This is a genomic window from Pelagibacterium halotolerans (genome assembly GCF_044811015.1).
Taxonomy (GTDB): Bacteria; Pseudomonadota; Alphaproteobacteria; order Rhizobiales; family Devosiaceae; genus Pelagibacterium; species Pelagibacterium halotolerans_A.
Map to the genome: position 1 here is coordinate 1,498,107 of NZ_CP085243.1, position 25,959 is coordinate 1,524,065.

The 25,959-nt window shown below is 61.2% G+C and carries 28 protein-coding genes and 1 riboswitch; of the genes, 15 read left to right on the forward strand and 13 right to left on the reverse strand.

Features of this window, described 5'->3' with window-relative positions; genetic code table 11:
- Positions 1-227: 227 nt before the first annotated feature.
- The gene (locus LG281_RS07415) at positions 228-1,880 is read right to left on the reverse strand and encodes a 4Fe-4S dicluster domain-containing protein (RefSeq protein ID WP_404405874.1); all 1,653 of its coding nucleotides are present in this window, start codon (positions 1,878-1,880) and stop codon (positions 228-230) included.
- 84 nt (positions 1,881-1,964) lie between these two features.
- On the opposite strand from LG281_RS07415, the gene LG281_RS07420 reads away from it, so the two are divergent.
- Positions 1,965-2,780, forward strand: a complete 816-nt coding sequence (locus LG281_RS07420; protein ID WP_404405876.1) for a uracil-DNA glycosylase family protein — start codon at positions 1,965-1,967, stop codon at positions 2,778-2,780.
- Between the two features lie 104 nt (positions 2,781-2,884).
- On the opposite strand, the gene LG281_RS07425 is transcribed toward LG281_RS07420, so the two are convergent.
- Positions 2,885-3,796, reverse strand: a complete 912-nt coding sequence (locus tag LG281_RS07425; protein WP_404406659.1) for a DMT family transporter — start codon at positions 3,794-3,796, stop codon at positions 2,885-2,887.
- 310 nt (positions 3,797-4,106) lie between these two features.
- Here LG281_RS07425 and LG281_RS07430 point away from each other — a divergent pair, with 310 nt between their 5' ends.
- The 5 genes from LG281_RS07430 to LG281_RS07450 all read left to right on the forward strand — a co-directional run bounded on the left by LG281_RS07430 (position 4,107) and on the right by LG281_RS07450 (position 8,370).
- Positions 4,107-5,402 (forward strand): MFS transporter, encoded by a 1,296-nt coding sequence (locus LG281_RS07430; RefSeq protein ID WP_404405878.1) that lies wholly within the window; start codon positions 4,107-4,109, stop codon positions 5,400-5,402.
- Between the two features lie 12 nt (positions 5,403-5,414).
- Entirely contained in the window at positions 5,415-5,948 is a 534-nt protein-coding gene (gene moaB, locus LG281_RS07435; RefSeq protein WP_404405880.1) for a molybdenum cofactor biosynthesis protein B, read from the forward strand.
- A 113-nt stretch (positions 5,949-6,061) separates the two neighbouring features.
- Positions 6,062-7,213: a PA0069 family radical SAM protein gene (locus LG281_RS07440; RefSeq protein ID WP_404405882.1), complete on the forward strand. Its 1,152-nt coding sequence runs from the start codon at positions 6,062-6,064 to the stop codon at positions 7,211-7,213.
- Positions 7,214-7,254: 41 nt separating this feature from the next.
- The gene (locus LG281_RS07445) at positions 7,255-7,638 is read left to right on the forward strand and encodes a nuclear transport factor 2 family protein (protein ID WP_404405884.1); all 384 of its coding nucleotides are present in this window, start codon (positions 7,255-7,257) and stop codon (positions 7,636-7,638) included.
- Between the two features lie 96 nt (positions 7,639-7,734).
- Positions 7,735-8,370 carry a ribonuclease HII gene (locus tag LG281_RS07450; RefSeq protein ID WP_404405886.1) on the forward strand — a complete coding sequence of 212 codons (636 nt, stop codon included), beginning with the start codon at positions 7,735-7,737 and terminating at the stop codon, positions 8,368-8,370.
- A 5-nt stretch (positions 8,371-8,375) separates the two neighbouring features.
- Here LG281_RS07450 and LG281_RS07455 read toward each other — a convergent pair whose 3' ends face one another.
- On the reverse strand, positions 8,376-8,588 hold the full coding sequence (locus LG281_RS07455; protein ID WP_404405888.1) for a hypothetical protein: 213 nt from the start codon (positions 8,586-8,588) through the stop codon (positions 8,376-8,378).
- Between the two features lie 466 nt (positions 8,589-9,054).
- On the opposite strand from LG281_RS07455, the gene LG281_RS07460 reads away from it, so the two are divergent.
- The 7 genes from LG281_RS07460 (at position 9,055) to LG281_RS07490 (ending at position 13,607) form a co-directional block, all read left to right on the forward strand.
- Positions 9,055-9,390, forward strand: a complete 336-nt coding sequence (locus LG281_RS07460) for a YnfA family protein (protein ID WP_404405890.1) — start codon at positions 9,055-9,057, stop codon at positions 9,388-9,390.
- Between the two features lie 112 nt (positions 9,391-9,502).
- Positions 9,503-10,618, forward strand: a complete 1,116-nt coding sequence (locus LG281_RS07465; RefSeq protein ID WP_404406661.1) for a site-specific DNA-methyltransferase — start codon at positions 9,503-9,505, stop codon at positions 10,616-10,618.
- Positions 10,619-10,908: 290 nt separating this feature from the next.
- Positions 10,909-11,283, forward strand: coding sequence for an AtpZ/AtpI family protein (locus LG281_RS07470; RefSeq protein ID WP_404405892.1), 375 nt, complete (start codon positions 10,909-10,911; stop codon positions 11,281-11,283).
- 31 nt (positions 11,284-11,314) lie between these two features.
- The gene (locus tag LG281_RS07475) at positions 11,315-12,088 is read left to right on the forward strand and encodes a F0F1 ATP synthase subunit A (RefSeq protein WP_404405894.1); all 774 of its coding nucleotides are present in this window, start codon (positions 11,315-11,317) and stop codon (positions 12,086-12,088) included.
- A gap of 48 nt (positions 12,089-12,136) precedes the next feature.
- Positions 12,137-12,364 carry a F0F1 ATP synthase subunit C gene (locus tag LG281_RS07480; protein WP_404405896.1) on the forward strand — a complete coding sequence of 76 codons (228 nt, stop codon included), beginning with the start codon at positions 12,137-12,139 and terminating at the stop codon, positions 12,362-12,364.
- A gap of 111 nt (positions 12,365-12,475) precedes the next feature.
- On the forward strand, positions 12,476-13,120 hold the full coding sequence (locus tag LG281_RS07485) for a F0F1 ATP synthase subunit B (RefSeq protein ID WP_404405898.1): 645 nt from the start codon (positions 12,476-12,478) through the stop codon (positions 13,118-13,120).
- A gap of 4 nt (positions 13,121-13,124) precedes the next feature.
- Positions 13,125-13,607, forward strand: coding sequence for an ATP F0F1 synthase subunit B (locus LG281_RS07490; protein ID WP_404405900.1), 483 nt, complete (start codon positions 13,125-13,127; stop codon positions 13,605-13,607).
- Positions 13,608-13,682: 75 nt separating this feature from the next.
- Here LG281_RS07490 and LG281_RS07495 read toward each other — a convergent pair whose 3' ends face one another.
- On the reverse strand, positions 13,683-14,732 hold the full coding sequence (locus tag LG281_RS07495) for a DUF2332 domain-containing protein (RefSeq protein ID WP_404405902.1): 1,050 nt from the start codon (positions 14,730-14,732) through the stop codon (positions 13,683-13,685).
- On the opposite strand from LG281_RS07495, the gene LG281_RS07500 reads away from it, so the two are divergent.
- Entirely contained in the window at positions 14,722-14,931 is a 210-nt protein-coding gene (locus tag LG281_RS07500; protein ID WP_404405904.1) for a hypothetical protein, read from the forward strand. The two genes, LG281_RS07495 and LG281_RS07500, sit on opposite strands and share 11 nt — an antisense overlap.
- Here LG281_RS07500 and gcvPB read toward each other — a convergent pair.
- From gcvPB to LG281_RS07535, 7 genes are all read right to left on the reverse strand, one after another.
- Positions 14,925-16,463, reverse strand: a complete 1,539-nt coding sequence (gene gcvPB / locus LG281_RS07505; protein ID WP_404405906.1) for an aminomethyl-transferring glycine dehydrogenase subunit GcvPB — start codon at positions 16,461-16,463, stop codon at positions 14,925-14,927. The two genes, LG281_RS07500 and gcvPB, sit on opposite strands and share 7 nt — an antisense overlap.
- Positions 16,460-17,803 (reverse strand): aminomethyl-transferring glycine dehydrogenase subunit GcvPA, encoded by a 1,344-nt coding sequence (gene gcvPA / locus LG281_RS07510; RefSeq protein ID WP_404405908.1) that lies wholly within the window; start codon positions 17,801-17,803, stop codon positions 16,460-16,462. Before gcvPA ends, gcvPB begins: the two co-directional genes overlap by 4 nt.
- Positions 17,804-17,817: 14 nt before the next feature.
- Positions 17,818-18,183 carry a glycine cleavage system protein GcvH gene (gene gcvH, locus LG281_RS07515; RefSeq protein WP_404405910.1) on the reverse strand — a complete coding sequence of 122 codons (366 nt, stop codon included), beginning with the start codon at positions 18,181-18,183 and terminating at the stop codon, positions 17,818-17,820.
- Positions 18,184-18,199: 16 nt separating this feature from the next.
- Positions 18,200-19,345 carry a glycine cleavage system aminomethyltransferase GcvT gene (gcvT, locus tag LG281_RS07520; RefSeq protein ID WP_404405912.1) on the reverse strand — a complete coding sequence of 382 codons (1,146 nt, stop codon included), beginning with the start codon at positions 19,343-19,345 and terminating at the stop codon, positions 18,200-18,202.
- 167 nt (positions 19,346-19,512) lie between these two features.
- Positions 19,513-19,608, reverse strand: a riboswitch (glycine riboswitch).
- A gap of 77 nt (positions 19,609-19,685) precedes the next feature.
- Positions 19,686-20,225 (reverse strand): hypothetical protein, encoded by a 540-nt coding sequence (locus tag LG281_RS07525; protein WP_404405914.1) that lies wholly within the window; start codon positions 20,223-20,225, stop codon positions 19,686-19,688.
- Positions 20,226-20,249: 24 nt separating this feature from the next.
- Positions 20,250-20,744 carry a peroxiredoxin gene (locus LG281_RS07530; RefSeq protein WP_404405916.1) on the reverse strand — a complete coding sequence of 165 codons (495 nt, stop codon included), beginning with the start codon at positions 20,742-20,744 and terminating at the stop codon, positions 20,250-20,252.
- Positions 20,745-20,829: 85 nt separating this feature from the next.
- Positions 20,830-21,597, reverse strand: a complete 768-nt coding sequence (locus LG281_RS07535; RefSeq protein ID WP_404405918.1) for a protein-disulfide reductase DsbD domain-containing protein — start codon at positions 21,595-21,597, stop codon at positions 20,830-20,832.
- Positions 21,598-21,765: 168 nt separating this feature from the next.
- On the opposite strand from LG281_RS07535, the gene LG281_RS07540 reads away from it, so the two are divergent.
- Positions 21,766-22,356, forward strand: coding sequence for a YqgE/AlgH family protein (locus LG281_RS07540; RefSeq protein ID WP_404405920.1), 591 nt, complete (start codon positions 21,766-21,768; stop codon positions 22,354-22,356).
- 2 nt (positions 22,357-22,358) lie between these two features.
- Here the strand turns inward: LG281_RS07540 and LG281_RS07545 are convergent, their stop codons facing one another.
- A complete protein-coding gene (locus LG281_RS07545; RefSeq protein WP_404405922.1) occupies positions 22,359-25,247 on the reverse strand; it encodes an EAL domain-containing protein in 2,889 nt (962 codons plus the stop codon).
- 105 nt (positions 25,248-25,352) lie between these two features.
- Complete coding sequence (locus LG281_RS07550; protein WP_404405924.1) at positions 25,353-25,949, reverse strand: GNAT family N-acetyltransferase; 597 nt, start codon at positions 25,947-25,949, stop codon at positions 25,353-25,355.
- Positions 25,950-25,959 lie beyond the last annotated feature (10 nt).

Sequence of the window (25,959 nt, forward strand, 5' to 3'; positions counted from 1 at the left end):
CTTTGATTTTCCTGGCGCTAGAGCTTTTTCGATTTTGATGGAATCAAAATCGGGCTCCAAGTCTTTGTTTTGTCACGTGTCCGAACCGAAAAAGTAGTAACCACTTTTTCTGGACACGCTCCAGCGATACCCAAACAGGCCAAGCATGTCGAATTTGAGACGATCCTAGGCAGCAAAGTCTTTACCATTCGCGAACCGCCCGCAAGCCCGGCGCATTCACGCACCCGTCACATCCCCGAGTAATTCGGTCCGCTGCCACCTTCGGGCGGCACCCAGGTGATGTTTTGAGCCGGGTCCTTGATATCGCAGGTCTTGCAGTGCACGCAGTTCTGCGCGTGGATGCGAAAGACTGGCTCGCCGTTTTCCTCGGTCATCTCGTAAACGCCCGCCGGGCAATAAAGTGGCGCGGGTTCGCCATAAAGGGGCAGGTTGTCCTCGACCGGCACCGCCGGATCGGTCAGCCGCAAGTGCACGGGCTGATCCTCATCATGGGCGATGTTGGCGTGATAGACCGCTTCGTTGCGCGCGAAGGTGATCTTTCCGTCGGGTTTGGGATAGGTCAGCGGCTTGACCTTTGAAATCGGCTTTAGCCGCGCGAAATCGGGCTTGTGCGACACCATCCCGCCGAACGGCGACTGTTTTATGAGGCTCGATACCCACATGTCGAAACCCGCCAGGGCAACCCCCACATACAGCCCGAAGCGTGACCAGAGCGGCTTGACCGAGCGGATGGGATAGAGATCGTCGCGGATGCCGCTCGAAAGCACTGCCTCGTCGAGCGTTTCGATCTCGTCATTGGACCGCCCGGCGCCGATGGCGGCGGCGATTTCGATAGCCGCGGCCTTGCCCGAACGGATGGCGTTGTGGATCGCCTTGAGCCGGGGAACATTCATGAAACCCGCCGAACATCCGATCAGCGCACCGCCGGGAAAAGCGAGCTTGGGGATCGCCTGCCAGCCGCCCGAGGTGATCGCGCGCGCACCGTAGGAGATCATCGTCGCGCCTTCGAGCAACTCCCGGATTTCAGGATGCAGCTTGAATCGCTGGAATTCGCCGAAGGGCGAGAAGGTCGGGTTCTCGTAGTCCAGATGCGGCACGAGCCCCAGATAGATCTTGTTTCCCTCCGCGTGATAGCAGAACCCGCCGCCCGAGGTCGCGTTGCCCAACGGGTAGCCCATATAGTGGGACACCTTGCCCGGGCTATGCTTGGCCGGATCGATCTCCCATATTTCCTTGATCCCCAGCCCGTATTTCTGCGGTGCGCGGCCTTCATCCAGATGGAAATTGCGGATCAGCCGCTTGGCGAGCGAGCCGCGCGCGCCCTCGCCGATCAGCGTATACTTCGCGCGCAGCTCGATCCCCGCTGCGAAGGTGGACTTATGGCTGCCGTCGCGCGCCACCCCCAGGTCGCCGGTGATGATACCGAGAATTTCGCCGTCCTTGCCGAAAATCAGATCCATCGCCGCGGTGCCGGGGAAAACGTCCACCCCAAGCGCTTCGGCCTGCTCGGCCAGCCAGCGACACAGATTGCCCAGCGAGGTGATGATCCCGCCCTTCGTCCGCATGATCGGCGGAATGAGGGCGTCGGGGAAGGTATAGGCCTTGGTTTCCGTCAAGTAGACGAAATGGTCTTCGGTCACTTCCGGCCCCACCGGCGCCCCTTTTTCGCGCCAGTCCGGGATCAGTTCGTCGAGCCCGGCCGGGTCCATCACCGCGCCGGAAATGATATGCCCGCCCACCTCGGCGGACTTTTCCACCACGATGACTTCGAGGTCGGGGGATTGCTGCTTGAGCGCGATGGCCGCGGCGAGGCCCGAAGGACCTGCGCCGACGATCACGACATCGGTTTCCATTGTCTCGCGCTCGAGGGAATCACTCATGTGAGGCCGTCCGTACTTGCTTGCAAAAGGGGTATGCCCCCTACGCGCCGATATGCAATAAGCGTCTTGCATACAGGGTAGAGAATGGCAAATCGAGACCTCAATCGCGACGAAATCCTCGCGGCGCTGGACTGGTACCGCGCCGTAGGAGTGGATATCGCGGTGCGGGAAGACCCGGTGGACCGGTTCGCGCTTTCAGCCATCGCGCCAGCGAAAACCCAACGTGCCGCACCGCCGCAACGGGCATCTCAGCAGGCCCCGGCGAGCCAACCGCCCGCCGCGCCTGCCGCTTCCACATCGGACGCCGATCCGGAAACCGCCCGTGCCCTCGCCGCCAAGGCACAAACCCTCGACGACCTGCGCGAAACCCTCGCGGCCTTCGAAGGCTGCGGGCTCAAACTCCGCGCCACCAACCTCGTCTTCGCCGACGGCAATCCGGACGCCGACATCATGCTCGTGGGCGAAGCGCCGGGCCGCGACGAGGACCTGCAAGGCAAACCCTTCGTGGGCCGCTCGGGGCAATTGCTCGATAGGATGCTCGCCGCGATCGGGCTGGACCGCACGAAAGTCTATATCGCCAACACCGTCCCCTGGCGTCCGCCGGGCAACCGCACCCCTGCCCCGTCCGAAGTCGCCGTGTGTCTGCCGTTTTTGTACCGCCAGATCGAGCTCGTCGCCCCCAAGGTCCTGGTCGCGCTGGGCGGCGCCTCGGCCTCGACGCTGTTCGAGACCAATACCGGGATCACGCGGCTCCGGGGCCAATGGCGGGATTTGACGATCAATGGCCACACCATGCGCGCTGTCGCGACGCTGCATCCGGCGTACCTCCTGCGCCAGCCGGCGGCGAAAAAGCTTGCGTGGCAGGATTTGTTGGCAATCCAGGGGGAATTGGGTGGATGATGTCGCCCTGATGAATGCCGGTGAGCCCCGCTTTCACTTCTCCCGTTGAGAGAGAAGGGAAAACGAACCTCCGAACGCCGTAATTTATCCCATAAATCCCGCGTCTAAGCTGGGCTCGAAACCTTCCGCGATTTCGTCCGGTCGATCCCCAGCATATGCTCGCGGTAGATGATGAAAATCCCGGCCAGCACCACGATCGTCCCGCCCACGAGCATTTCAGGCGTCGGGATTTCCCCGAAGACGATGAGCCCGACGAGGATCGAGAGCACCATCGAGGAATACTCGAAGGGCGCGATGGTCGAGATTTCGGCGTGCCTGTAGCTCTCGGTCAAAAGAATTTGCCCGAGCCCTCCGGCGATCCCCGCGCCGACGAGGATGGCGAATTCGGCAGGTCCCAGCGGCACCCAGCCGAAAGGGATGGTCATGAGCCCGATCGCGGCACTCACGATGGAGAAATAGATCACCACCGTCGCGCTACGTTCGGTCTTGACGAGCGTGCGGACCATGAGCTGCGCCGATGCGGCGACAGCGCATGCGGTGAAGGCTGAAAGAGCGCCGAGCGTTTCGGGACCCATCGCCTCGGTGCCACCGGAAAAAACCGTCAAGCGCGGCCACATGATGATCACGACGCCCACGAGCCCGACCAGCACCGCTGTCCAGCGGAAGGCCCTGATCTTTTCGTGCAGAAAGACCGCCGAGAAAATGACGACGAAGAGCGGCGTCGCGTAATGGATCGTCGTCGCTTCGGGCAGGGGTAGCCGCGTCAATCCGAAAAAGATGAGGAACATGCCCGATGTGCCCATGACGCCGCGCAGGATGTGCCCCGCAAGCCTCGTGGTCTTGAACCCGTCGATCAATTCGCGCCTGACGCCGAGAAAAATCATTACGGGCATGAGCGCGAAGGCTGAGCGGAAGAAGACAAGTTGGCCGACCGGCACGCCTTCCGCGGATTTGATGATCGCGCTCATGCCGACAAAGACGAAGACCGAAGCGACTTTAAGCGCGATCCCCAGCATGACGCTGCTTTTTACCGCCCAGCGTTTGGCAGTGGGCTTAGGGGATGCAGGTTGAATATCGGGCACGGAATATTTCCAAGGGTGGGCGGCTTAGGCCGACATGAATGCAGAAGCAAGGCTAAAATATTAGTTGCTGGCGCGGCCGTTTCGGTCAAGGGTCTAGACGGTCTTTTCGTTCGCATCGGTGAAGGACAACGCCATCGTTATGTCATTTCTCCCTGCCTATCGTCCTTGTGCTTCGTACGGGTAGGCAGCCACGTTCGGAGCAGCTACCATCACCGCGAATTCCTATTCCATCCAAGGCCTTGGCATGTCGCAAGTCGTCAAGATTTCCGCCCTTTTATTCAGTTCGGCGCTGTTGATGTTCGCGGGCGGGATGCACGGGCTGATTCTCCCTGTGCGCGGTGAGGAGGAGGGATTCTCGCTCCTTGCGCTGGGTCTCATCGGCACGGGCTGGTCGATCGGGTTCATCGCAGGGTCGATTGCGGTACCCAAGCTCGTCAAGGCGGTCGGGCACATTCGCGCCTATGCCGTGATGGCCGCTGTCGCGTCGATGACAATCCTGCTGAACCTGCTCGTCATCAATGATTGGGCGTGGATATTCCTGCGTATCTTTTCCGGCTTCTGCTTTGCCGGAGCGGCGATGGTGGTGGAAAGCTGGCTCAACGAGGTGTCGGACAACGAAAGCCGGGGCACGACCTTTTCGATCTATATCTCGGTGACGCTGTTCGCTTCGACCGCCGGCCAGATGGCGATCTCGGTGACCGGTGTGGCCGGGTTTATCCCCTTCGTTCTCGCCGCGCTCGCCTATACCGCTGCGGTGCTGCCCACGGCCGTGACGCGCACGCCGCAACCTTTGCCGCTGCAATCGGCCACTCTGGACATACGCTATTTGATCAGGACGTCCCCTATCGCGGTTCTGGCAGCCTTCGCGGTCGGCATGACGAACGGCTCATTTGGGACGCTGGCCCCCGTCTATGGCATCGAAAGCGGATTTTCGACCGCAACGATCGCCTATATCATGAGCCTCGCCATCGTCGCCGGAGCTCTGTCGCAAATTCCACTGGGTCGGCTTTCAGACAGGATTGACCGCCGCAAAGTTATCATGGGCACGTCGATTGTCGGTGCCGCGGCGGGGATTGCGATGATTACGATCAATCCCGGCGAGAACCTCATGCTCTATGCTCTGTTTGCCGTCTATGGGCTCGCGGCCTACTCGATCTACGGAATTGCCGTTGCACATGCGAACGACTTCGCGCTCGACGGGGACTTTTCGAAGGTTGCTTCCGGCATGTTGCTGATCTTCGGAACGGGATCGATGCTCGGGCCGATCGCGTCGTCGGTCGTCATGAGCATCTTGGGACCCGTTGCCCTGTTTGCCGTAGGCATCATCTTTCACGGAACCCTCGCCGGTGCCGCCTATTGGCGCATGCAAGCGCGCGACGCAGCGCCTGCCGAGGAACGGGCACCTTATCAGGTCGTTCCGGCCGACCATATCGTAACCTCGGAAACCGCTGCCCTCGACCCGCGTTCCGACCCTGAGGACATCGTTTTGCCTGACGACGATGAAGAGCAGGAAGAGACACCACAGGCGCAACCAGGATAATCGGGGCCAGCCATGTTTCCCTATAAGACCGACGACAGCATCGCCTTCGTGCCCGTGACTTTCGCCATCCTCGCGGTGAGCGATACGCGGACGTTGGAGACCGACACCTCGGGCGCGCTCCTCAAGGAGCTGATCGAGGCCGACGGACACCGGTGTTTCGACCGCAAGGTGGTGAAGGACGACCGCGAGGCGATTGCCGGCCAGGTCAAAGCGTGGATCGATGCTTCGGACATCGACGTGGTCGTCACGACCGGCGGCACGGGCTTTTCCGGCCGCGACGTCACCCCCGAGGCCGTTGAGCCCATGTTCGATAAACGGATGGAAGGGTTCTCCGTGCTCTTCCACCAGTATTCGGCAACCAAGGTTGGCACCTCCACGATCCAGTCGCGGGCGACCGCGGGGCTGATCGGGCATACCTTCGTTTTCTGTCTGCCCGGCTCGCGCGGCGCATGCCGCGATGCCTGGGAGGCCATCCTACGGCATCAGTTCAATAGCCGGCACATGCCGTGCAACTTCATCGAGGTGATGCCGCGACTCAATGAGTGAGTTATCGCACTCCGGCAAATGTTCTTGTTATGTTCCGTTCGTTTCGCTAAAGTTAACGGGAACGGACAAGGCGTGATTCGCCTTGTTCCTCGCGAAATGGACGGAGACCGGATATGGCGCAGGTTGCGGCATCGGGGCACATAAACGAAGCACGGGCGCGGCTGTTCGGCACGCGGGATGTCGATCTTTTAAGCCGGCCAATCGTCGAGAGCGACGCACTGAGAGGGCGCGGCGCGCGTTCGAACGAGAGCGGGCGGTTCGAGCGGCTGCGGCGTGAATTCGTCGAGGACGGCTGGGAGGCCGACCACGAGGAGACTTTCGAGACGCGTGAGCATATCGAGCGCGCCAAATCGATCATCACCCGAAACGTCTCGCCCGACATTGGTTTCGACCGCTCGATCAACCCCTATCGCGGGTGCGAGCACGGCTGCTCCTACTGCTACGCGCGGCCCAGCCATGCCTATCTCGGGCATTCGGCGGGGGTCGATTTCGAGCGCGACATCTATATCAAGGTCAACGCCGCCGAATTGCTGCGCGCCGAACTCGCCAACTCGCGCTACAAGCCCAAGCCGATCGCGATCGGTACAAATACCGATCCGTACCAGCCGCTCGAGCGCAAATACAAGCTTATGCGCGGCATCCTCAAGGTGCTGCTCGACGCGCGGCATCCGGTGATGATCACGACGAAGTCCGCACTCATCGTGCGCGATCTGGATTTGCTTACCAAGCTCAACAAGCACGGGCTGGTGACGGTGGGTTTGTCCGTCACTTCGATGGACCACAAGCTCTCGCGCTTCATGGAGCCGCGTGCCTCGACGCCCTCGCGGCGGCTCGAAGCGCTGCGGCTGCTCTCGGAAGCCGGCATTCCAACGCGGATCATGGCGTCCCCGATGATCCCGGCGGTCAACGACCACGAGCTCGAACGCATTCTCGATGCGGGCAGGGCGCAGGGCGCGAGTCTTGCGTCGATGATCGTGTTGCGCTTGCCTGGGGAGGTGCGCGACATTTTTCGCGAATGGCTGCTTTCGAACTACCCCGACAAGGTCAAGCACGTGATGAACCTCGTGCGCGACATGCGCGGCGGGACAGAAAACGATCCGCGCTTCGGCTCGCGATTCTCCGGCGAGGGGCCTTATGCGGTGATGATGCAGCAGCGCTTCGACAAGGCTTGCGCGCGCTACGGGCTCGAGCATGACAGCGTGCCGCTGCGGACCGATCTGTTCGTTCACCCGCAAAAGGACGATGCGCAGTTGAGCCTCTTCTGATAGGCTCAGCAGGCCGATTTTGAGCCAGGGTGGAGGCAGCTGTGACTGACGGAGCGGTATTGGCATCCGAATACTGGCGCCGGATGAATACCAACCGGTGGGCCTTGGCGGGCGAGCTTTTCGCACCGGATTTCGAGATTGTCTGGCCGCAATCGGGCGAGGTGATCTCAACACTCGACAATTTCGTCGCGCTCAACGAGAACTACCCCGCCAGTGGCCCGTGGACCTTCACCGTCCACCGCCTGATCGGCTCGGGCCGGCAGGCGGCCAGCGAAACGCTCGTCAGCGACGGATCGGTCGAGACCGTTGCGCTATCGTTCTTCGAATGTGCCGACGACAAGATCAGCCGGCTCACCGAATACTGGCCGGAAGCCTTCGAAGCCCCGGAATGGCGAGCGCAATGGGTCGAACGGATGATCGACTGAGAGCCCATCCGAAAATTCGCTTGCGCAGCCCTTCGGGTCGGACGGGTCGATCTGTCGGGCTTTTCCTCGGCGCGCCGTTGGGGCAGTTTGGCCGTCATGGTCAAATCCGATTCGTCAGTTCCCGATGCTCCCAGCTATGCGCTCGAAAAAGCGGCACTTGAGCGCGGTTTCAAATGCATCGCGGGCATAGACGAGGCGGGACGTGGCCCCTTGGCTGGCCCGGTCGTCGCCGCCGCTGTCGTTCTCGACCCGGACCGCATCCCCGACGGTCTCAACGATTCCAAAAAACTGACCGAAGCCAGGCGATCGGCAATCTTTGCCGCGATCATCGCGAACGCGGATGTCGGGTTCTGCGCGGCTCCAGCCACTGTCGTCGACCGGCTCAACATCCGCGGCGCGACGCTTTGGGCAATGTGCGGAGCGCTCGATGCCCTGCGGACGAAACCGGATCTAGCACTCGTCGATGGACGCGACATCCCCGAAGCTCTTTCCTGTCCGGGCGAGCATGTCATCGGCGGGGATGGCAGAAGCCTATCCATCGCGGCAGCTTCGATCGTCGCCAAGGTGGTCCGGGATTCGATGTGCCCGATCATGGATTGCGGCCATCCGCATTTCGATTTCGCCCGGCACAAGGGCTATGGCACGGCCGCGCATCTCCAAGCGCTTGTTGCACACGGCCCGACCGAACTGCACCGGCAGAGCTTCGCGCCCGTGATGGCGGCGCGGCGATAGCCGCCTCAATCGCGCGACACCACCGCATCTTCGAGGCATTCTTCCTGCTCCGCCGACGCAGACCGGCGCTCGCGCCATTCGCACCAATGCTTTTGCCAGAGGATCATCCACAATAGCCCCTGCCATTCCGGCGCCTGCAGCGGATCCGCGAAGCGATCGCGCGAGCGGCGTCTTTGCATGCGGCCAGCATGCACATACAGTGCAATCCAGTCATACATGAGAATGCTCCTTTGTTCGGAGCACCTCACATAAAGGGCCTGTCCGGACCAATGTAGACCGGCGGGTGAAAGGGGCCTTTCATCCATGAAAAACGAAAGCGGGGATGATCTGCGGCTCTTTCTCGAAGTCGCGCGGCACGGCGGCTGACCGGCGCCGCCCGGGCCGATGCGCCGCGCACACTGCTCGACCTCGTTAGAGCAGGAGCCGGATACAGTGTCCCCCCATGCTTTGTGGGCGATAGCGAACCGGACCTCGTCCGTTACGGAGAAGCGATCAAAGCGCACAGCGCGCTATTTAAGGGCCGGTCCGGACAAAAGCATTTCCTGTTTTGATGGAATCAAAACAGGAGCTTTAAGTCTTTGTTTTGTCGCGTTTCGCTTGTGCGGCCCTTCGGGTCCGAACCGCAAAAGTGGTATCCACTTTTGCTGGAAACGCTCTAATGCTCGGGAATGAAAGGACGCGAGGATGACCCATCTGCCGACGCTCGCCCTGGTTTATCTGGGTGCCGCCGTCGCCGAAATCGCCGGCAGCTTTGCCGTTTGGGCCTGGTTGCGCAACGGACAGTCGGCGCTTTGGCTCATTCCCGGCGGCGTGATGCTGTTTGCCTTCGCCTATCTTCTGACGCTGATCCCGGCGGATTATGCAGGCCGGGCCTATGCCTCCTATGGCGGGGTTTATATCGCTGCTTCGCTCGCCTGGCTCTGGCTGATCGAATCGCGCGTGCCCGACCGCTGGGACCTTGTCGGCGCTGCGCTGGCGCTGGTGGGAGCTGCCGTGATCGTTCTGGGCCCGCGTAGCTAACCCTATGTTAACCCTAAACCTTAGGCCCGGTTTAACCCTAACGGGGTACAAACAGGACCGTTAGTTTTGCGTTAGGGTTACTGTTATGTTGCGTACCGGTGCGGCGGCGCTTATGCGCCCGCAGGACGGCCTTTCCGGCCGCGAGTCTCTTCCCCTCGATACGATCCTCGTCGGCGATTGCATCGCGCATATGGAGGCCCTGCCCGCCAATTCGGTCGATCTGATCTTCGCGGACCCGCCCTACAATCTCCAGCTCGAAGAGGGCTTGACGCGACCCGATCAGAGCCGTGTGGATGCCGTCGACGACGACTGGGACAAGTTCGAAAGCTTCGCAACCTACGACGCGTTCACCCGCGCCTGGCTCACCGCCGCGCGGCGGATTTTGAAGCCAGATGGGGCGATCTGGGTCATCGGCTCGTACCACAATATCTTCCGCCTCGGCACGGCGCTGCAGGATCTGGGATTCTGGATGCTCAACGACATCGTGTGGCGCAAGGCCAACCCGATGCCGAACTTCCGCGGCACGCGGTTTACCAATGCGCATGAGACGCTCATCTGGGCGTCGCGCGACAAGAAGAGCCGGCCGGTCTTCAATTACGAGGCGCTCAAGCTTGCCAATGACGACACGCAGATGCGTTCGGACTGGCTGTTTCCCATCTGCACGGGCGCCGAGCGCTTGAAGGACGATAACGACGAGAAGGTACACCCCACCCAGAAGCCCGAAGCGCTGCTTTATCGCATAATGCTCGCAACGACGAAGCCGGGGCACGTGGTACTCGACCCCTTCTTCGGCACGGGCACCACCGGCGCGGTCGCCAAAAAGCTGGGGCGGCATTTCATCGGCATCGAACGCGAAAATGCCTATATCAATGCCGCTTTGAAGCGCATTGCGGCCATAAAACCGCACGAAAAGGCTGCTATTGCCACGATAACGCCAAAACGCGCGGAGCCGCGCGTTGCGTTCGGGGCGCTCGTCGAACAAGGACTAGTGACCCCTGGGACGCAACTGTTCGACGCAAAACGGCGTTATACTGCCACGGTACGCGTGGACGGTTCGCTTATGAGCGACGCCCATAGTGGTTCGATCCATAGGGTCGGCGCGCTGGTGCAGGGGTTCGATGCCTGTAACGGCTGGACCTTCTGGCACTATGAGGATGAGGGCCAATTGCGGCCCATCGATGCGTTAAGGGCCCAGGTGCGGGCGACGATGGACAAGCTTTCTGCCTGATTTCGACCTCCAATCAGTCAGGCATTCTGGCCCCCGGCAACCTACCGGGGGCTTTTTTTGTCCGGCCCGCCTGCGTGAGAATCTTCGCCCCTGCCATCGTCCAACCACAATTTGGCGCATTGACGCAATGCCGCACCCTACCACTAAGCTTCCAACCCATTGATTTAACTTCATTTTTAAGCCATCACATCGCCTTGACTTCCCCCAAAGCCAACACTATGGTGCGCGCGACTTTTCGAGGCACCCTCTTGCCGGGTGTCCGGCGGGGGTGGAGTGGGCAGGTAAGTCGCGTGACCAATTCCAATAACACCCCTGACGGACATGAGCCCAAAACGGGCGCGCACCCTTCGGAGACTTCCGATCTGGCTGCGCGCATCGCCAAGGCCCAGGCCGCCAGGCGCGCTCAGACCGAGGCGCAGAATGGCAGCCGGCAGGACGACATGACGGGACTGGCTCGCGGTTTGCGGATCGGTGCCGAATTTGTTGCGGCCATTCTGGTGGGTTCAGGGCTAGGCTACCTGATCGACCAGCTTGCGGGGACCTCGCCTTGGGCATTGCTCATCATGTTCATGTTGGGCTTTGCCGCTGGTGTTTTGAACGTCACTCGTGTAGTGGCGGAACTGAATGCGAAGAGCGCGGCCGGGAAACCGGACGCAGAAGACTAGACCCGACGGGCAGGACAGGGGCGAAACGACCTTGGCGAACGATCCGATTCACCAATTTGTCATCCAGGACATATTCACCTTCGGAACGATCGGCGGAGACGCCGCCGAAGGTTCGGGCATTTCGCTCGCCTTTACCAATTCCGCGTTCTTTATGGTGCTCACAACCGGCATCGTCGCGGCTTACCTTATCCTTTCGACCCGGGGCCGCGGTCTTGTACCGACCCGCTGGCAGCTGACCAGCGAGCTGATGTACGAATTCGTCGCCAGTATGGTGCGAAGTAGCGCGGGCACCGAGGGGATGCGGTTTTTCCCGTTCGTCTTCTCGATCTTCATCTTCATTTTCGTCGGTAACATGCTGGGCATGGTACCCTACTTCTTCACCATCACGAGCCACATCATCGTCACCTTCGCCATGGCGATGACGGTCATGACCGTCGTGGTGGCTTACGGTTTCATCCGGAACGGGCCGAAATTCCTGAAGCTTTTTGTGCCCGCGGGTGTCCCGGGCTACCTTCTTTTTCTCGTGACGCCGATCGAGGTCATTTCCTTCCTCTCGCGTCCGATCTCTCTTTCGGTGCGACTGTTCGGCAACATGCTGGCCGGCCACATCACGCTCAAGGTGTTCACCGGCTTTGTTGTCACAATGGGCTCGCTGGGCTTTTTGGGCATACTGGGTGCAGCCCTTCCGCTTTTGATGGGCGTTGCGCTCACAGCTCTCGAATTCATGGTGGCCGCAGTTCAGGCTTATGTCTTTGCCGTCCTGACCTCCATGTACCTCAACGATGCGATCCATCCGTCGCATTGATCTCCTAAAACGAAAATCAACGTTCCAAGGCTTTGAAAGGATCTAAAAATGGAAGCTGAAGCCGCAAAGTTCATCGGTGCCGGTTTGGCCTGTTTCGGTATGGCGGGTGCTGCCATCGGTGTGTCCAACATCTTCGGCAACTTCCTCTCCGGCGCCCTGCGCAACCCGTCGGCTGCGCCTTCGCAGACCGGCAACCTCATCTTCGGCTTCGCTGTGACCGAAGCTCTGGGCATCTTCTCGTTCCTCGTTGCCCTCCTGCTGCTGTTCGCCGTCTAATCGACCTTTCAAGCGAACTTAGAAACGGTTTCGGCAGCCGGGGCTTGACCCTTGGCTGCCGGTTCTTGTCCGGATCCCATCCGGAAATACGCACCGGCGAGTGACAAAGATATGGCACGCATTCTCATTGCCCAGGCCGACGGCACCGAAGGGGAACTGCACGTTCCTGCCGAGGACCAGATCCAGTTCGACGAGGTCGGTGGCGATCATTCCCAACCCGAGGGACACCTGATCGAGGGGACCGAAGCGCATGGCGGCGAGCATACGGATATCTTCCCGCCGTTCGATACCTCGACATTCCCCTCGCAAATTCTTTGGCTCGCGATCAGCTTTGCCGCGCTCTATTTCATCATGAGCCGGATTGCCCTGCCGCGGATCGGCGAAATCCTCGAAGTGCGGCGCGACCGTATCGAGGGCGATCTGGCGGAAGCCGACCGGCTGCGCCAGAAGACCGACCAGGCAATTGCCTCTTATGAAGAGGCACTTTCGGATGCTCGATCCAAGGCGCACGAGATCGCGGAAAAGACGCGTGCGGAGATCAAGGCCGATCTCGACGCCAAGCGCGCCAAGGTCGAAGCCGACCTGGGCAAGAAGATGTCTTCGGCCGAGGCCCGTATTGCCGAGACCAAGGCTGAGGCGCTAGGACATGTAGATGCTATCGCTGCGGAGACGGCGCAGGCGCTCGTTGCCCAGCTCGTGGGCAAGGTTCCCGTCAAGGCCGCGCGCGATGCTGTTGCCAAAGTGACCAAGGAGTAGCTCGATGGAATTCGATAATACTTTCTGGGCCTTCATCGCGCTCATCCTGTTCTTCGCGGTCATCATCTACCTCAAGGTTCCGGGTATGATCGCCGGGCAACTCGACAGCCGCATCCGGAAGATCGAGGAGGACCTCGAGGAGGCGAAAAAGCTTCGCGAGGACGCTCAGGCGCTACTCGCCGAATACGAGCGCAAGCGCAAGGCTGCCGAAAACGAAGCCGATGAGATCGTCGCCGCCGCTAGGGAAGATGCCGAGCGGATGACATCCGAAGCCCAGACCGCGCTCGAAGAGCTTGTCGCGCGCCGCACGAAAGCAGTTGAAGACAAGATTGCACAAGCCGAGGCGCAAGCGCTCGCCGAAGTGCGCGCCCGCTCCGCCGACGTTGCGGTGGAAGCGGCCCGTGTTCTGCTCATCGATCAGGTCAAGGAACAGGGCAGCGACCTTGTCGATCAATCGATCAAGGATGTCGGTGCCAAGCTGAATTGAGGCGTTGCCGAAGCGTTGAATTTGAAACGGGCCCACAGGGGCCCGTTTTGTTTTGGAGGCTTGTCGCGGTCACTGCTACGCCCAGTCCACCCAGCGACCGTGATAGTCCGCGAGCCCCAGCGTTTGCTTTTCACCGCCCGGCCAGACGGTTTGTTTAAGCACTGCACCGCCTGGGTGATCTTCGGTTTCCATATACATCCAAACAAGTGGAGTTTCGTCGGTAGCTTGTGCACCGGCGGCTTCGAAGGCTTTTGCGATGTGTAGGCGCGTATCAAGCGGCAGGTATTGCCAGACGATCGTATGAAAAAAGACTCGCACGATACCGGGTTCGGCAGGGGTGGCGAGCATGCGGTCAACCCAGTCGGCGGCGTCGGCCTTTTCGACACGCAGAGATGTGCTGGCAGCGGCTTCGAGCGCGGCAGATATCCGGCCTATACGCTCGTGCTGATCCGCCCAAATATAGGCTAGAAGATGCTCGACCTCCTCGGGATCGCCGGGATCGAGCGGGTTGCGGTCACAGCCAGCGCGGCTTTTGATTTCGAGCTTGGTTTCAAGGTCGGGGGCATTGCCGCGCCACTCACTTTCAATATGCACGAGCGCTTCGGGCGAGCCCCATTCGCGGTCGTCGCCGAGGACGTAATGGAAGCTGTCGAAGGCGAGATTGATGCCGGCGCTGGCGCCGATCTCGTAGATCGCCAGTGGCATATCGAACCGTTCGGCAACGTTCAGCATCATCCCCAGGATGGCCGATGAGCGCATGACCTCATTGGTTTGTGGAGGGCTGTCGAGAAAGTCGTGCAACACATCGTCATGCCTGTAGATCGCGGCAGCGATGGCTTCCCAGAGCACGTCGGGTTTGGTCTCGAGCGGTGGATAGAGCGACGCCAGTTCGCGCGCCTTGCCCGAACGCACCAGGCTGTGCAGCGCACCGACGGCACGCAGCGCCAATGCGTCGTCCTTCACCGATTCGGGCCAGTTGATGATCCGCGCCCCAAAACGCGACGACGCATCGAGATGGTCAGCGAAAAGCTCGCAAAGCTGCGCGGTGAAAGGGGAGCCCAAACTTCGGCAGGCCTGTGCCTGGAACCGGAAGTTCTCAAGCACATGGGGGGTCATGTTCGACATATTTGCCCTCCGCGAAGAGAACCTTGCGAAGTGCAAGGCGCTCTATAATCCTGTTGGTCGCGCCATCGACCCGCGAAAGTGCACCCCACTTTCGCTGATGGCGCTCCAGATGCCGGGCGAGTTTATTGAGATATCGAACGCAATCAATGACAAGTTTGCCCCACCCAAATATGGCGAGGCATTGACGCAGCGCTATTGAGCTGCTTCGGACAGGCTCCATTTGAGCCGCGGCTGGCGCGCTGCGCGGGTTTCGTCCAACCGGCGCAGCGGAGCGCGGACGGGGGCGGCGGCAAACCGTGCAGCGTTGCCTATTTTTGCGTCCTGGGCGAGATCGCGCATCATGGCGATGAACGCATCGAGCGTCTGCAGCGATTCGGACTCGGTTGGCTCGATCAGCATGGCGCCATGGACGACGAGGGGGAAATACATCGTCATCGGGTGCACGCCCTCATCGATCATCGCCTTGGCGAAGTCGAGAGTGGAGACGTCCGTGCCCTTCAAGAACGTGTCGTCGAAGAGCACCTCGTGCATCACCGGTTGATGATTGTAGGGCGCTGAAAAAAGGTCCGAGAGACGGGCCTTGATGTAGTTGGCGTTCAACACCGCGTCGCGTGCAGCCTGCGCCAGCCCGTCGGCGCCGTGGCTGAGCATGTAGGTGAGCGCGCGCACGAACATGCCCATCTGTCCGTGGAAGGCGGTCAGACGCCCGAAGTGCTGGCCCTCGGTATGTTCGACGAGCTCGAGCGCATCGCCCTTGTGCCGCACAAAGGGAACGGGGGCAAACGGTGCGAGCGCAGCGGAGAGAACCACCGGCCCGGCGCCCGGACCGCCGCCGCCATGGGGCGTCGAGAACGTCTTGTGGAGGTTGATGTGCATTGCATCGATCCCCAGGTCACCCGGACGCACAACGCCCATGATGGCGTTGAAATTGGCGCCGTCGCAGTAGAAATACGCGCCGGCTTCGTGAACCGCGCGGGCAATCTCGATCACCTGTGGCTCGAATAACCCGCAGGTGTTGGGATTGGTGAGCATGATCGCGGCGACATCCTCCGAGAGCGCGGCCTTGACCGCCTCGACGTCGACCGTTCCGTGTTCATTGGCGTCGATTGACTTGACCGTGTAGCCAAGGAATGCGGCGGTTGCCGGGTTGGTGCCGTGGGCGCTTTCAGGCACGAGCACGATCTTGCGGTGCCCCTGCCCTTTGGCTTCGTGCGCGGCCTTGATGGCCATCATGCCGCACAATTCGCCATGCGCGCCGGCCTTGGGGGACATGGCGACGGCGGTCGTGTTGGTCAACTCCATCAGCCAATGGCTGAGCTGTTCGATGACGCCGAGCGCGCCCTGGACAGTGGAGACCGGCTGAAGCGGGTGGACGTCGGCAAAGCCGGGCAATCGCGCGATTTTCTCGTTCAATCGCGGGTTGTGCTTCATGGTGCACGAGCCCAGCGGATAGATACCCGAATCGATTGCGTAGTTCTGGCGCGAAAGGCGTACATAATGCCGCATCGCCTCGGGTTCGGTGAGCCCGGGCAGGTCGAGCGGCGTCTTGCGGCGGAGCCCGCCGAGGCGGTCGTCGGACACCTCGATATCCGGCAGGTCAACGCCGGAATGATCGCGGTCGCCGATTTCGAACAGCAACGGTTCAGCGGGGAGCAGCGCGGCCGTACCAGTGGGGAGGGGACCGGGCGCGGTGACCGGGGCGGAGGGACGGCCTTGCGTGTTCATGCTCATGCCAGTTCTCCCTTAAGGGCGACACAAAGCGCGGCGATGTCGTCGTCCGTTGTCAGTTCTGTGGCGGCAAGGACGATGAGGTTTTCGACCTCGGGCTTGCCCGGCTCCAGCCGCGATACGGGAACACCCGCGAGAATACCCTTGGCCGCGAGTGCTTCGACGACCGGCGCGGCGGGCCTGGCCAGCCGGATGGTCATCTCATTGAAGAAGGTCTTGTTGAGCACCTCGACGCCCGGCACGGCGGACAGCGCATCGGCCAGCGCCACGGCGCGGGCGTGGTTGAGGCGCGCGAGCCGGGAGAGCCCGACTTCGCCCAGCAGCGACAGATGGATCGAGAAGGAGAGCGCGCAGAGCCCCGAATTGGTGCAGATGTTGGAGGTCGCCTTTTCGCGGCGGATGTGCTGCTCGCGGGTCGAGAGTGTCAGAACGAAGCCGCGCTTGCCGTCCGCATCGACGGTTTCCCCGCAAAGCCGGCCCGGCATCTGCCGGACGAATTTCTCGCGGCAGGCCATGAGACCGACATAAGGCCCGCCGAAGGTGAGCGGATTGCCGATGGACTGCCCCTCGGCCACGACGATATCCGCGCCAAGTGCGCCGGGCGCTTCGAGGAGCCCCAGCGAGACGATCTCCGTGACGACAACGATCAGCAGCGCGCCTTTTTCGTGCGCAGCGTTGGCGAGCGCGGAAACATCGCGCAGGTGCCCATAAAAATCGGGGGTTTGGATCACAATGGCCGCGGTGTCTTCATCGATGTGGTCGACGATATCGCCCTGCCCTTCAGGCGACGCAGACAGGCACTCAAGACCCTCTTCACCCGAAAGATAGGTGACGACGGTATCCCGATATTGAGGATGCAGACCGCCCGAAAGGAACACCTTGCTCTTCTTCGTGATCCGGCGCGCCATCAGCACGGCCTCGGCAGTCGCGGTCGAGCCGTCGTACATGGACGCATTGGCGATATCCATGCCCGTGAGGTGCGCGACCTGGGTCTGGAACTCGAAAAGCATCTGCAAGGTGCCCTGCGAGATTTCCGGCTGGTAGGGGGTATAGGCGGTGAGCCATTCCGAGCGCTGGATCAGGTGATCGACCGTCGCTGGAACATGGTGCCGGTAAGCCCCTGCCCCAACGAAGAACGGCCCGTCGGCACCGGAGCGATTCTGTTTCGCCAGAGCGCGCATATGCGCTTCGACAGCGAATTCGGGCTGGTGGTCGGGCAGATCGGGCGCGAACGTGCCGAGCACCGATTTGGGCACGGCGGCAAAAAGATCCTCGATCCCGGCCGCGCCAATGGCGGCGAGCATGTCGGCCCTGTCGGCCGCGGAATGGGGCAGATAGCGCAATTTACAGCCTTTGCTTAAGCGGTGTGATCGGCGTAGGCGGCCTCGTCCATGAGGCCTTCGAGTTCGGATTCGTCGGAGAGTGCAATTTTGAAAATCCAGCCGCCATTGGCGGGGTCGGAATTGATGAGCCCGGGTTCGTCGCCCAGCGCCTCGTTAACTTCGGTCACGGTGCCCGAAACGGGGGCATAGATTTCCGATGCGGCTTTGACCGATTCAACGACGGCAGCCTCGTCGCCCTTCTTGAGGCTTGTACCAACGGCGGGCAGCTCGACGAAGACGATATCGCCGAGCTGTTCCTGAGCGTAGTTTGAAATCCCGATAGTGCCGGTCTTGCCCTCGACACGGACGTATTCGTGATCTTCGGTGTAGCGGGTGGTCATGGTGAGGTTCCCTCGATTATGGTTTGCGCACGTAGTGGTTCTGAACGAACGGCATTTTGACGACGGCGCCGGAAATGGGCTTGCCGCGCACCAACGCGGTGACCGGACTGCCAACGCTGGAAGCATCGGTGGGCATATAGCCCATGGCGATCGGCGCCTGGATGGTTGGGCCGAACGTGCCGGAAGTCACTTTGCCGATAACATTGCCATGCACATCGACCAAGTCCGCGCCCTCGCGCACGGGCTGACGACCTTCGAATTTGATGCCGACGCGCTTGTTCTCGGTGCCCTCGGCGATCTTCTTGAGAATCGCCTCAGCGCCAAAGAAACCACCTTCAGTGCGGCGATTCTTGCCGATGGCGAAGACGAGGCTCGCCGAGACCGGATCGGTCCGATCGTCCATGTCGTGACCATAAAGACAAAGACCCGCCTCAAGCCGCAGGCTATCGCGGGCGCCAAGCCCGGCAGGCTTCACCCGCGCGTCGGAGACCAACAGATCAAAGAGCGCTTCGGCATCCGCGTGGCCGATGGAAAGCTCGAACCCGTCCTCGCCGGTATAGCCGGACCGGGACACGACCGCTTCAATACCGCCAATCGTGGTAGGCGCAGCCTGCATGAAGCCGAGCTTTTCGACGATATCCGTGTGTTGGCCGAGGACTTCGGCAGCCAGCGGGCCTTGCAACGCTATGAGCGCGAGGTCGGGCCGCATCTCAATACGCGCCGCGCCTTCCAATGTTTCCTGCATGTAGCGCAGATCATGATGCTTGCGGGCCGCGTTCACGACCATAAGCATCACCCCGTCTTCGGCCTGCCCTGCAACGGGGCGGGTGATGATCAGATCGTCCTCGATGCCGCCATCTCGATTGAGCAGAACCGTGTAACGCATCTCGCCTGGCGCGAGAGAGGCGAGATCGGCGGGCGTGACGGTTTCGAGCGCCTTGACCGCCGCCGCGTGATCGTGCGCGACGAGGACGATCTGGCCCATATGTGAGACGTCGAACAGCGACGCCGAATTGCGCGTGTGGTTATGCTCGGCGACAATGCCGTCGGGGTATTGGACAGGCAGCATATAGCCGCCGAATTCGACCATGCGGCCGCCGGCGGCGACGTGCTTATCATAGAGCGGTGTTTTATTGACTTCGCCGGTCAGCGCTTCGGCCATGCCGATCTCCCTGGTTGCAAGACGCACCGTGCCGACACGAAGTTGTATCCTGCGCGGTGCCCCCTCTGTCGGTCAACCTGAGAGATTTCCCGGGATGCTTGTCTGCATCACATCCCGGCTACGCCCTTCGGTGGGAAGCGATAGCGCTTCCGCTTTCCAGAGTTCTACGGCGGGCAGCGGTCCCTTGTGCCTGAGAGTTTCCGGGGCGGTTGCTCCTTCGGCGCCTCGATCTTTGAAGTCGAGGACTCTCCCGCTGCCTGGGACCGACCTTTAAAGAAAGCCGGCCACAAGTCAATTGCCCCGGCGCGGAACAGCATACGCCGGGACGGTTTTTACAAGGCTAGTTGTCGAATCCCACCCAGAACGTGATGTCCTCGCCGCCGACATAGGGTACGGCAACATTTTCAGCCGTGTAGGCGAATTCGTTGGCTGCATTCGCCGAGACCGTGACGGGAATGCTGTAAAGCTCGGAAAAAACCGCCATGCCGTCGCGCACAACGACGAAGCGAAGCGGCACGTTGACGGATGACTGGTTGAATGCCGGACCGGGAATGACGCGACCGACCGCACCCATGCTCACCGTGATCTGCCCGTTCGAGACGACACAGTTGCGCGAAATCCTGTCGATGACCGCCTGGTAGCGCACAGCGTTGCCGGAAGTCACGCGGTAGGAGCCCGCGCCGTCGCGCACCTTGATTTCGGGGCATTCCGTGGCGATCGCCGGCATAGCCCCGGCGACGGCGGAATCGATCTGACTCTGGCTGGGAGTGACGCTCGACAATGCCGGATCGCCTCCACCAAACATCGAGCCCATGGAGCACCCGGCAAGTGCCAGCGCGAGGACCGGGGTCAGGATGCGTGGGATGAAAGTCAACGTCATGGCCGGTGCTCCTTTCGCGGTTTTTCAGAGTGCCTTGACGGCGTCGAGCATAACGGGAGCGCCGGACTCAACCACCTCGCCGGGGGCGGCTTCGGTATTCACCGTCTTGACCACGCCGTCGACGATGATGAGCGCATGGCGACCGAACCTTGTCCCCAGCCCGCCCGCCGACAGATCGCGGTCGAGCCCGATGGCCTTGGCGAATTCGGCCAGGCCGTCGGCGATAAACTCGACCTTGTCCAAAGCATCGGTAGCTTCGGCCCAGGCGCGCACCACGTGGTGGTCGTTGGCCGTAGCGCAGACGATTTTGTCGACACCGGCAGCCTTGAAGTCGTCCGCTGTGAGCAGGTAACCTGGCAGATGATCGACGTGGCAGGTGGGTGTGAATGCACCGGGCACCGTAAACATTATGACTGTACCACCCCCGAGAATTTCCGCCGCGCTGGCGTCAGCAACGCCTGCCTTGGTGACATGCTTGACGGGAACAGCTGGAATCGGCTGACCGGGTGCAATCGCCATATTATTCGTCCTTATACGTATGTTCTGCCGGCCCTTCATATTGCAGTTGTCGGGCGACGTCGAGCGTTCCGGCGGAAATTGGATCTCAGAGTCTGCCGACTTCCCGGGTAACTTCGTAGGGCCCGTCCTGGGTCATAAAAGTCAGCGTTGCACTCTTGCCCACCAGGTCAGGATGTTGGCCATTCGCAAAGACGGGAAAGAGCAGTTGGCTCCCATCCGCGCTCAGCTGCCCCGGTCCCAAAGGCGTCGTTTCCCCGGCAATGTCGGCGATCGTGGTTTCGTAGGGAAAGCCAGAATCCAGAAGTTCGACGGCAAGTTGGGAGGTTTCGGAATCGAAACACGCGTCGCCGAAAGGATCGGTATTCCCGTCCCACGGAAGCGGTGTTTCCGCGAGCGCCTGGCGGATGCGCAGGCTGTGACCGGTGTCGGCAGCATCGAACGCGAGCTGGTGAGTGAAGCTGACAACGACAGGGACACAGATATGCGAGCAGATCCCAAGCGTCGCTTCAGCTTCAAGAACCGGCGCGTCGCCCGTGGTTTGAAGCTTTATCGGCAGAACCACATGGCCGTAATAAACGTAGTCGAGATAGCCGCCATCGGTCTCGCGGACGGGGAACGGCCAGACCACGTCCAGTGCGTTTATGCCTTGCGAACCCGAGATATCCAGCGTCAGAGGAATGCCGGTTTCTCCCGGTACGCGCCAGTAGGTCTTGGTGCGGGGCGGCATGTCGATTTCGACCGCTGCCCATGTGCTGCCGTCGCCTTCGCGAACGTCGGAGAAGACGAGGCGCAGGCGCGAATTCTCACCAACCGATTGCCATTCGGTTTCCCCTGCGTACGAGGCATTGGTCATCGCAAAAAGAGCAAAAGCAAAAAGCAACAATCTCATGGCGGATTTGATAGCCCGGCGCGAAACATCCGCCAAGCACGAAACGATCAGGGGTTCGTGATCGTTAGACTCTTTGTGTTTGGATCTCGTTGGCTGTAAACTTGGAGGTGCGGCGGGCAGAAAGAGAAGGGCATGATGGATACGCTCAAAGGTCAGTTCCTCATTGCTACGCCCGACATGGCCGATGAACGCTTTGCCGGGGCGCTGGTCTATGTCGTTGCGCATGGCGAAGACGGGGCAATGGGACTCGTCGTCAACCAGGCTCTACCCGATATGCACTTTTCCGATATTCTCGACGAGGTCGACCTGGGCACGGATGACGAAGAAATCCGCGTCTCGGACAGTTTGCTCGACAAAGACGTCCTGCGCGGCGGGCCGGTGGATTCGAGCCGCGGGTTCGTCCTCCATACCGCCGATTACTTCCGCGACGGCAATTCCTATATCGTCGACGACAATGTATGCCTGACCGCAACCCTCGACGTTTTGCGGGCGATTGCGCAGGGCCAGGGCCCCGAGCAGAGCCTTCTGGCATTGGGCTATTGCGGCTGGGGTGCGGGCCAGCTCGAGGCCGAGCTCAAGCAGAATGGCTGGCTGACGATGGAATTTTCCGACGAGCTGTTGTTCACCGTTCCACTCGACAAGCGCTACGATGCGGCGCTCAAGAAAATCGGCGTCACGCGCGCGACACTCAGCCCGCAACAGGGTAGCAGCCTGCCGAATTAGCGCTATCCCTTGCCGTTCAGCTTGCGCCGTAGCTCTTCGGCAGGCATCGCCGCGCCATAGACGTAGCCCTGGGCGTAGCGGCAGTTGAGGGACTTGAGCCGTTCGGCCTCTTCCATGCTTTCAACCCCTTCGGCGATAAGCGCGATATCGAGATCGCGCGCGAGCGCCACGACCGAAGAGATAATCGGTACCTGCGTGTGCGACATGCCAGCGTCGTCATGGATCTGCACGAAGGTCGCGGGCAGCTTGAGCGTGTCGAAGGGGAACCGGTGGAGATAGGCGAGGGACGAATACCCCGTGCCGAAATCATCGAGCGCCAGACCCAGCCCAAGGTCCTTAAAGGCTTTGAGCATATAGACCGCGTGCTCGGGATTGCTCATGAGCTGGCTCTCGGTCACCTCGAGCTTCATATGGTTGGCGACGCCGCGATATTCACGCATGAGCGCGCGAATGTCCCCAAGAAGGCTTTCGCTGGTCATCTGTCCCGCGGAGAGGTTGACCGAAACGAAGAAGCGCTCGCCCAAGTCGAGTTCGTTCACCCAAGTCTGTGTCTGTGCGGCGGCTTGCTCGAAGGCGAGGCGACCGAGTTTTTCGATCTGACCGGTGCGTTCTGCGAGCGGGATGAAGGCGTTCGGGCTCACCGCCCCGCGCTCGGGATGGTTCCAACGCATCAACGCCTCGGCACCGACGACAGCCTCGGTATGGATGTCGACGATGGGCTGGTAGAGGAGTTGCAGATCGCCATTGTCGAGAGCCTGCTCGAGATCGTCCTCCATGGCTTGCGCGTAAATCGCAATCGAGCGCGTCGCGGCACGGAAAGCCTCGATACGGTCCCCACCATGGCGCTTGGCATAGTGCATGGCCAGTTCAGCGTCACGCAGCACATCCTCGGCGGAGACCGGACGGTTGTCGTAGATCGTGATGCCGATCGAGGCTGTGAGCGAGAGATTGCGATCGCCGAAGTTGAAAGGTGTCCGCAGCGCCTTGCGCAATTGCTCGGCGACGTCGGCGATCTGGCTGGCGGATTGTTCGGAGAGCAGAATCACGGCGAACTGGTCGCCGCCGATCCGCGCGAGCGTATCGAGCGGGCGCAGGAGCCGCGAGAGGCGGCGGGAGACGCCGAGGACGACAGAGTCGGCGGCCATGTGGCCAATGCGCTCGTCGATATCTGTGAACTTGTCGATGTCGATCAGGAAAACCGCCGGTTTGACCTCGTCGAACTCGCGCGAGCGCATCAGCGCGCGTTCGAGCCGGTCGAGAAACAGTTGGCGATTGGGCAGTCCGGTGAGGCTGTCGTGCACGGCGTCGTGCAGAAGCCGCTCGCAGGCGGCGCGCTCATCCGTGACGTCCTGGAGCGTGCCCACGATACGGATCACCTGGCTATCGCTTCCCAGAACCGGTTTCACCCGCATCTTGAAGGTCCGGTAATTGCCGTCGAACCCGGCAACACGGATATCGGAATTGACCTTGCCGCGCTTGAGTTCGACCAGCGTATCGAGCGCCGTGCGGAAGCGGTCGCGGTCGTCGGGGTGAATGCGGTCGAGCCAGCGCTTGATCGCTCCGCGCAGCGCGCCCTTGCGCTCGCCCAGCCGCGTGGCGAGCTCGTCGGAGACATTGACGCGGTCGCGGTCGATGTTCCAGTCGAAGACGAAATCGCCCGATCCGGTCAGCGCCAGCGCACGGCGCTCAACTTCCGACAGCGCACCAATCGAAACCTGCCCGTCGGAAAACGCATGCTGGATTGCCGTGAAACCCAGAAGCATGACGATGAGCACCAACCCGCCGGAAACGGCGGATTGTGCGATGTCGTTGGAGACCTGCCCCGTAACCACCATCCAGGCATAGGCAAGCCATGCGAGATAGATGACCCAGGTCGGGACGAGCAGGATCGCGCGGTCGTAACCTCGTATCGAGAGAAGCGCGATGAGGAACAGGCCCAAAAGGCCGATCAGTGCCAGGGAGGTCCGGGCGATGCCTGCGGCGATGACCGGATCGATGAACGAATACCCCAAAAGCGCGAGGAAGATGGCCGAGAGCCCGAGCGCAAGGTGGGTGAACCGGATGTGCCATCGGTGGAGGTTCAGATAAATGAACAAGAACGCGAATAGCGTAATTGCGAGACCGGCCTCGGCGGCAGCGCGCCAGGTCTGGATGGCCTGGTTTCCAGTCCCGAGCAATTGGCCCAGAATACCGAAATCGACAAGGAGATAGGCCAGAACAGCCCACGCGAGCGCGGCCGTCGCCGGAAATACGCCCCTGCCCTTGACCACGAACATTATGGTCAAGAACACCGCCGCGAGTGACGAAATACCCAATACCGTGCCGCGAAAGAGCGTGAATGAGTTGATGTACGTCCGGTAGGCGTCAGGTTCCCACAGATAGAGCTCGGGCAAATCCTCGCCGGCGAGTTCGGCAACGAGCGTCACCGTCGCTCCGGGATCGAGAACGATTTCGTAGACATCCGCTTCGCGGTCCGGCACACGCTTGGGGCGCAGACCCTGCGAGGGGGTCAGCGCGGTAATCCGCGCGCCGCCAAGGTCCGGCAGAAAGACACCCGATCCGGGCAATCGGAAAAAAGGCGCGACAAGCAGCCTTTCGATCTGTGCATCGCCCTCGTTGCGCAAGGCGAAGGCGGCGAAGTTCGGGTCGCCTTCGGAATCCACCGCGACAACCTCAATGCGGCGAATGATGCCGTCGGCGCCCGGAGCGGTGCTCAGCTGAACATGCCCGTCGTCGCCATCGAGAATGTCGACACCGGCGGCAACGTTGAGCGCATTGATGCCCTCGGGCACCGAAATCACTTCGAACGCCGCAGCCTGCCCTGCCCAACCGGCCAGCGTCACGACCATGACGGCAATCGCGATCAGAAGGCGGGAAAACGGCTGGCGCATAAAACTCACAAAATCCTGATATACTCTTTGGTAACGGCGATCCGCCTGCTTTGGCAACCGCACGCAGTCAGTTCTTAGGGGCCTGTCAACACTTATGGATAAGCCCTAACCGGCAAGCGCATCATAGTGCTCGCGGGTTAGCGCAAACAGCATGTGATCCCGCCAGGCGCCGTTGATCTGCAAATAGTGCTCGGCAATGCCGATTTCCTTAAATCCGTTCGCTTTGAGAACCCGCCGGGAGGCTTCATTGTCCGGCAGGCAGGCCGCATCGATGCGGTGAAGCGCCAAAGTGTCGAAGACAAAAGGCAAGATCAGGGCAACCGCCCGCGTCATTATGCCTTGTCCCGCATAATCTTCGCCCATCCAGTAGCCAAGCGTCACGTTCTGCGCGGCGCGCCGGCGAACGTTGGAGAGCGTCAGGCCGCCGACCAGAGGCAACTGCTTGTCGATATGAGCGAAAATGAAGAACGCGAATTCAGTGCCCAACATCGCATCGCGCCGGTTGCGCCGTACGCGGGCGGCGAAGTTGCGGGCGGAGAGGTCCGCGTCGGACCAGCGCGGCTCGAAAGGCGTGAGGAATTTACGGCTTTTTACACGCAGCGCGCGCCATTCGACGTGATCGGATTGATGGGGGCAGCGCAACAGCAGTCCGTCGCCCTGGATAACAGGCGTTGGCTGGCGCATGACGGCAAAACCGAACACCCCCGTTCGC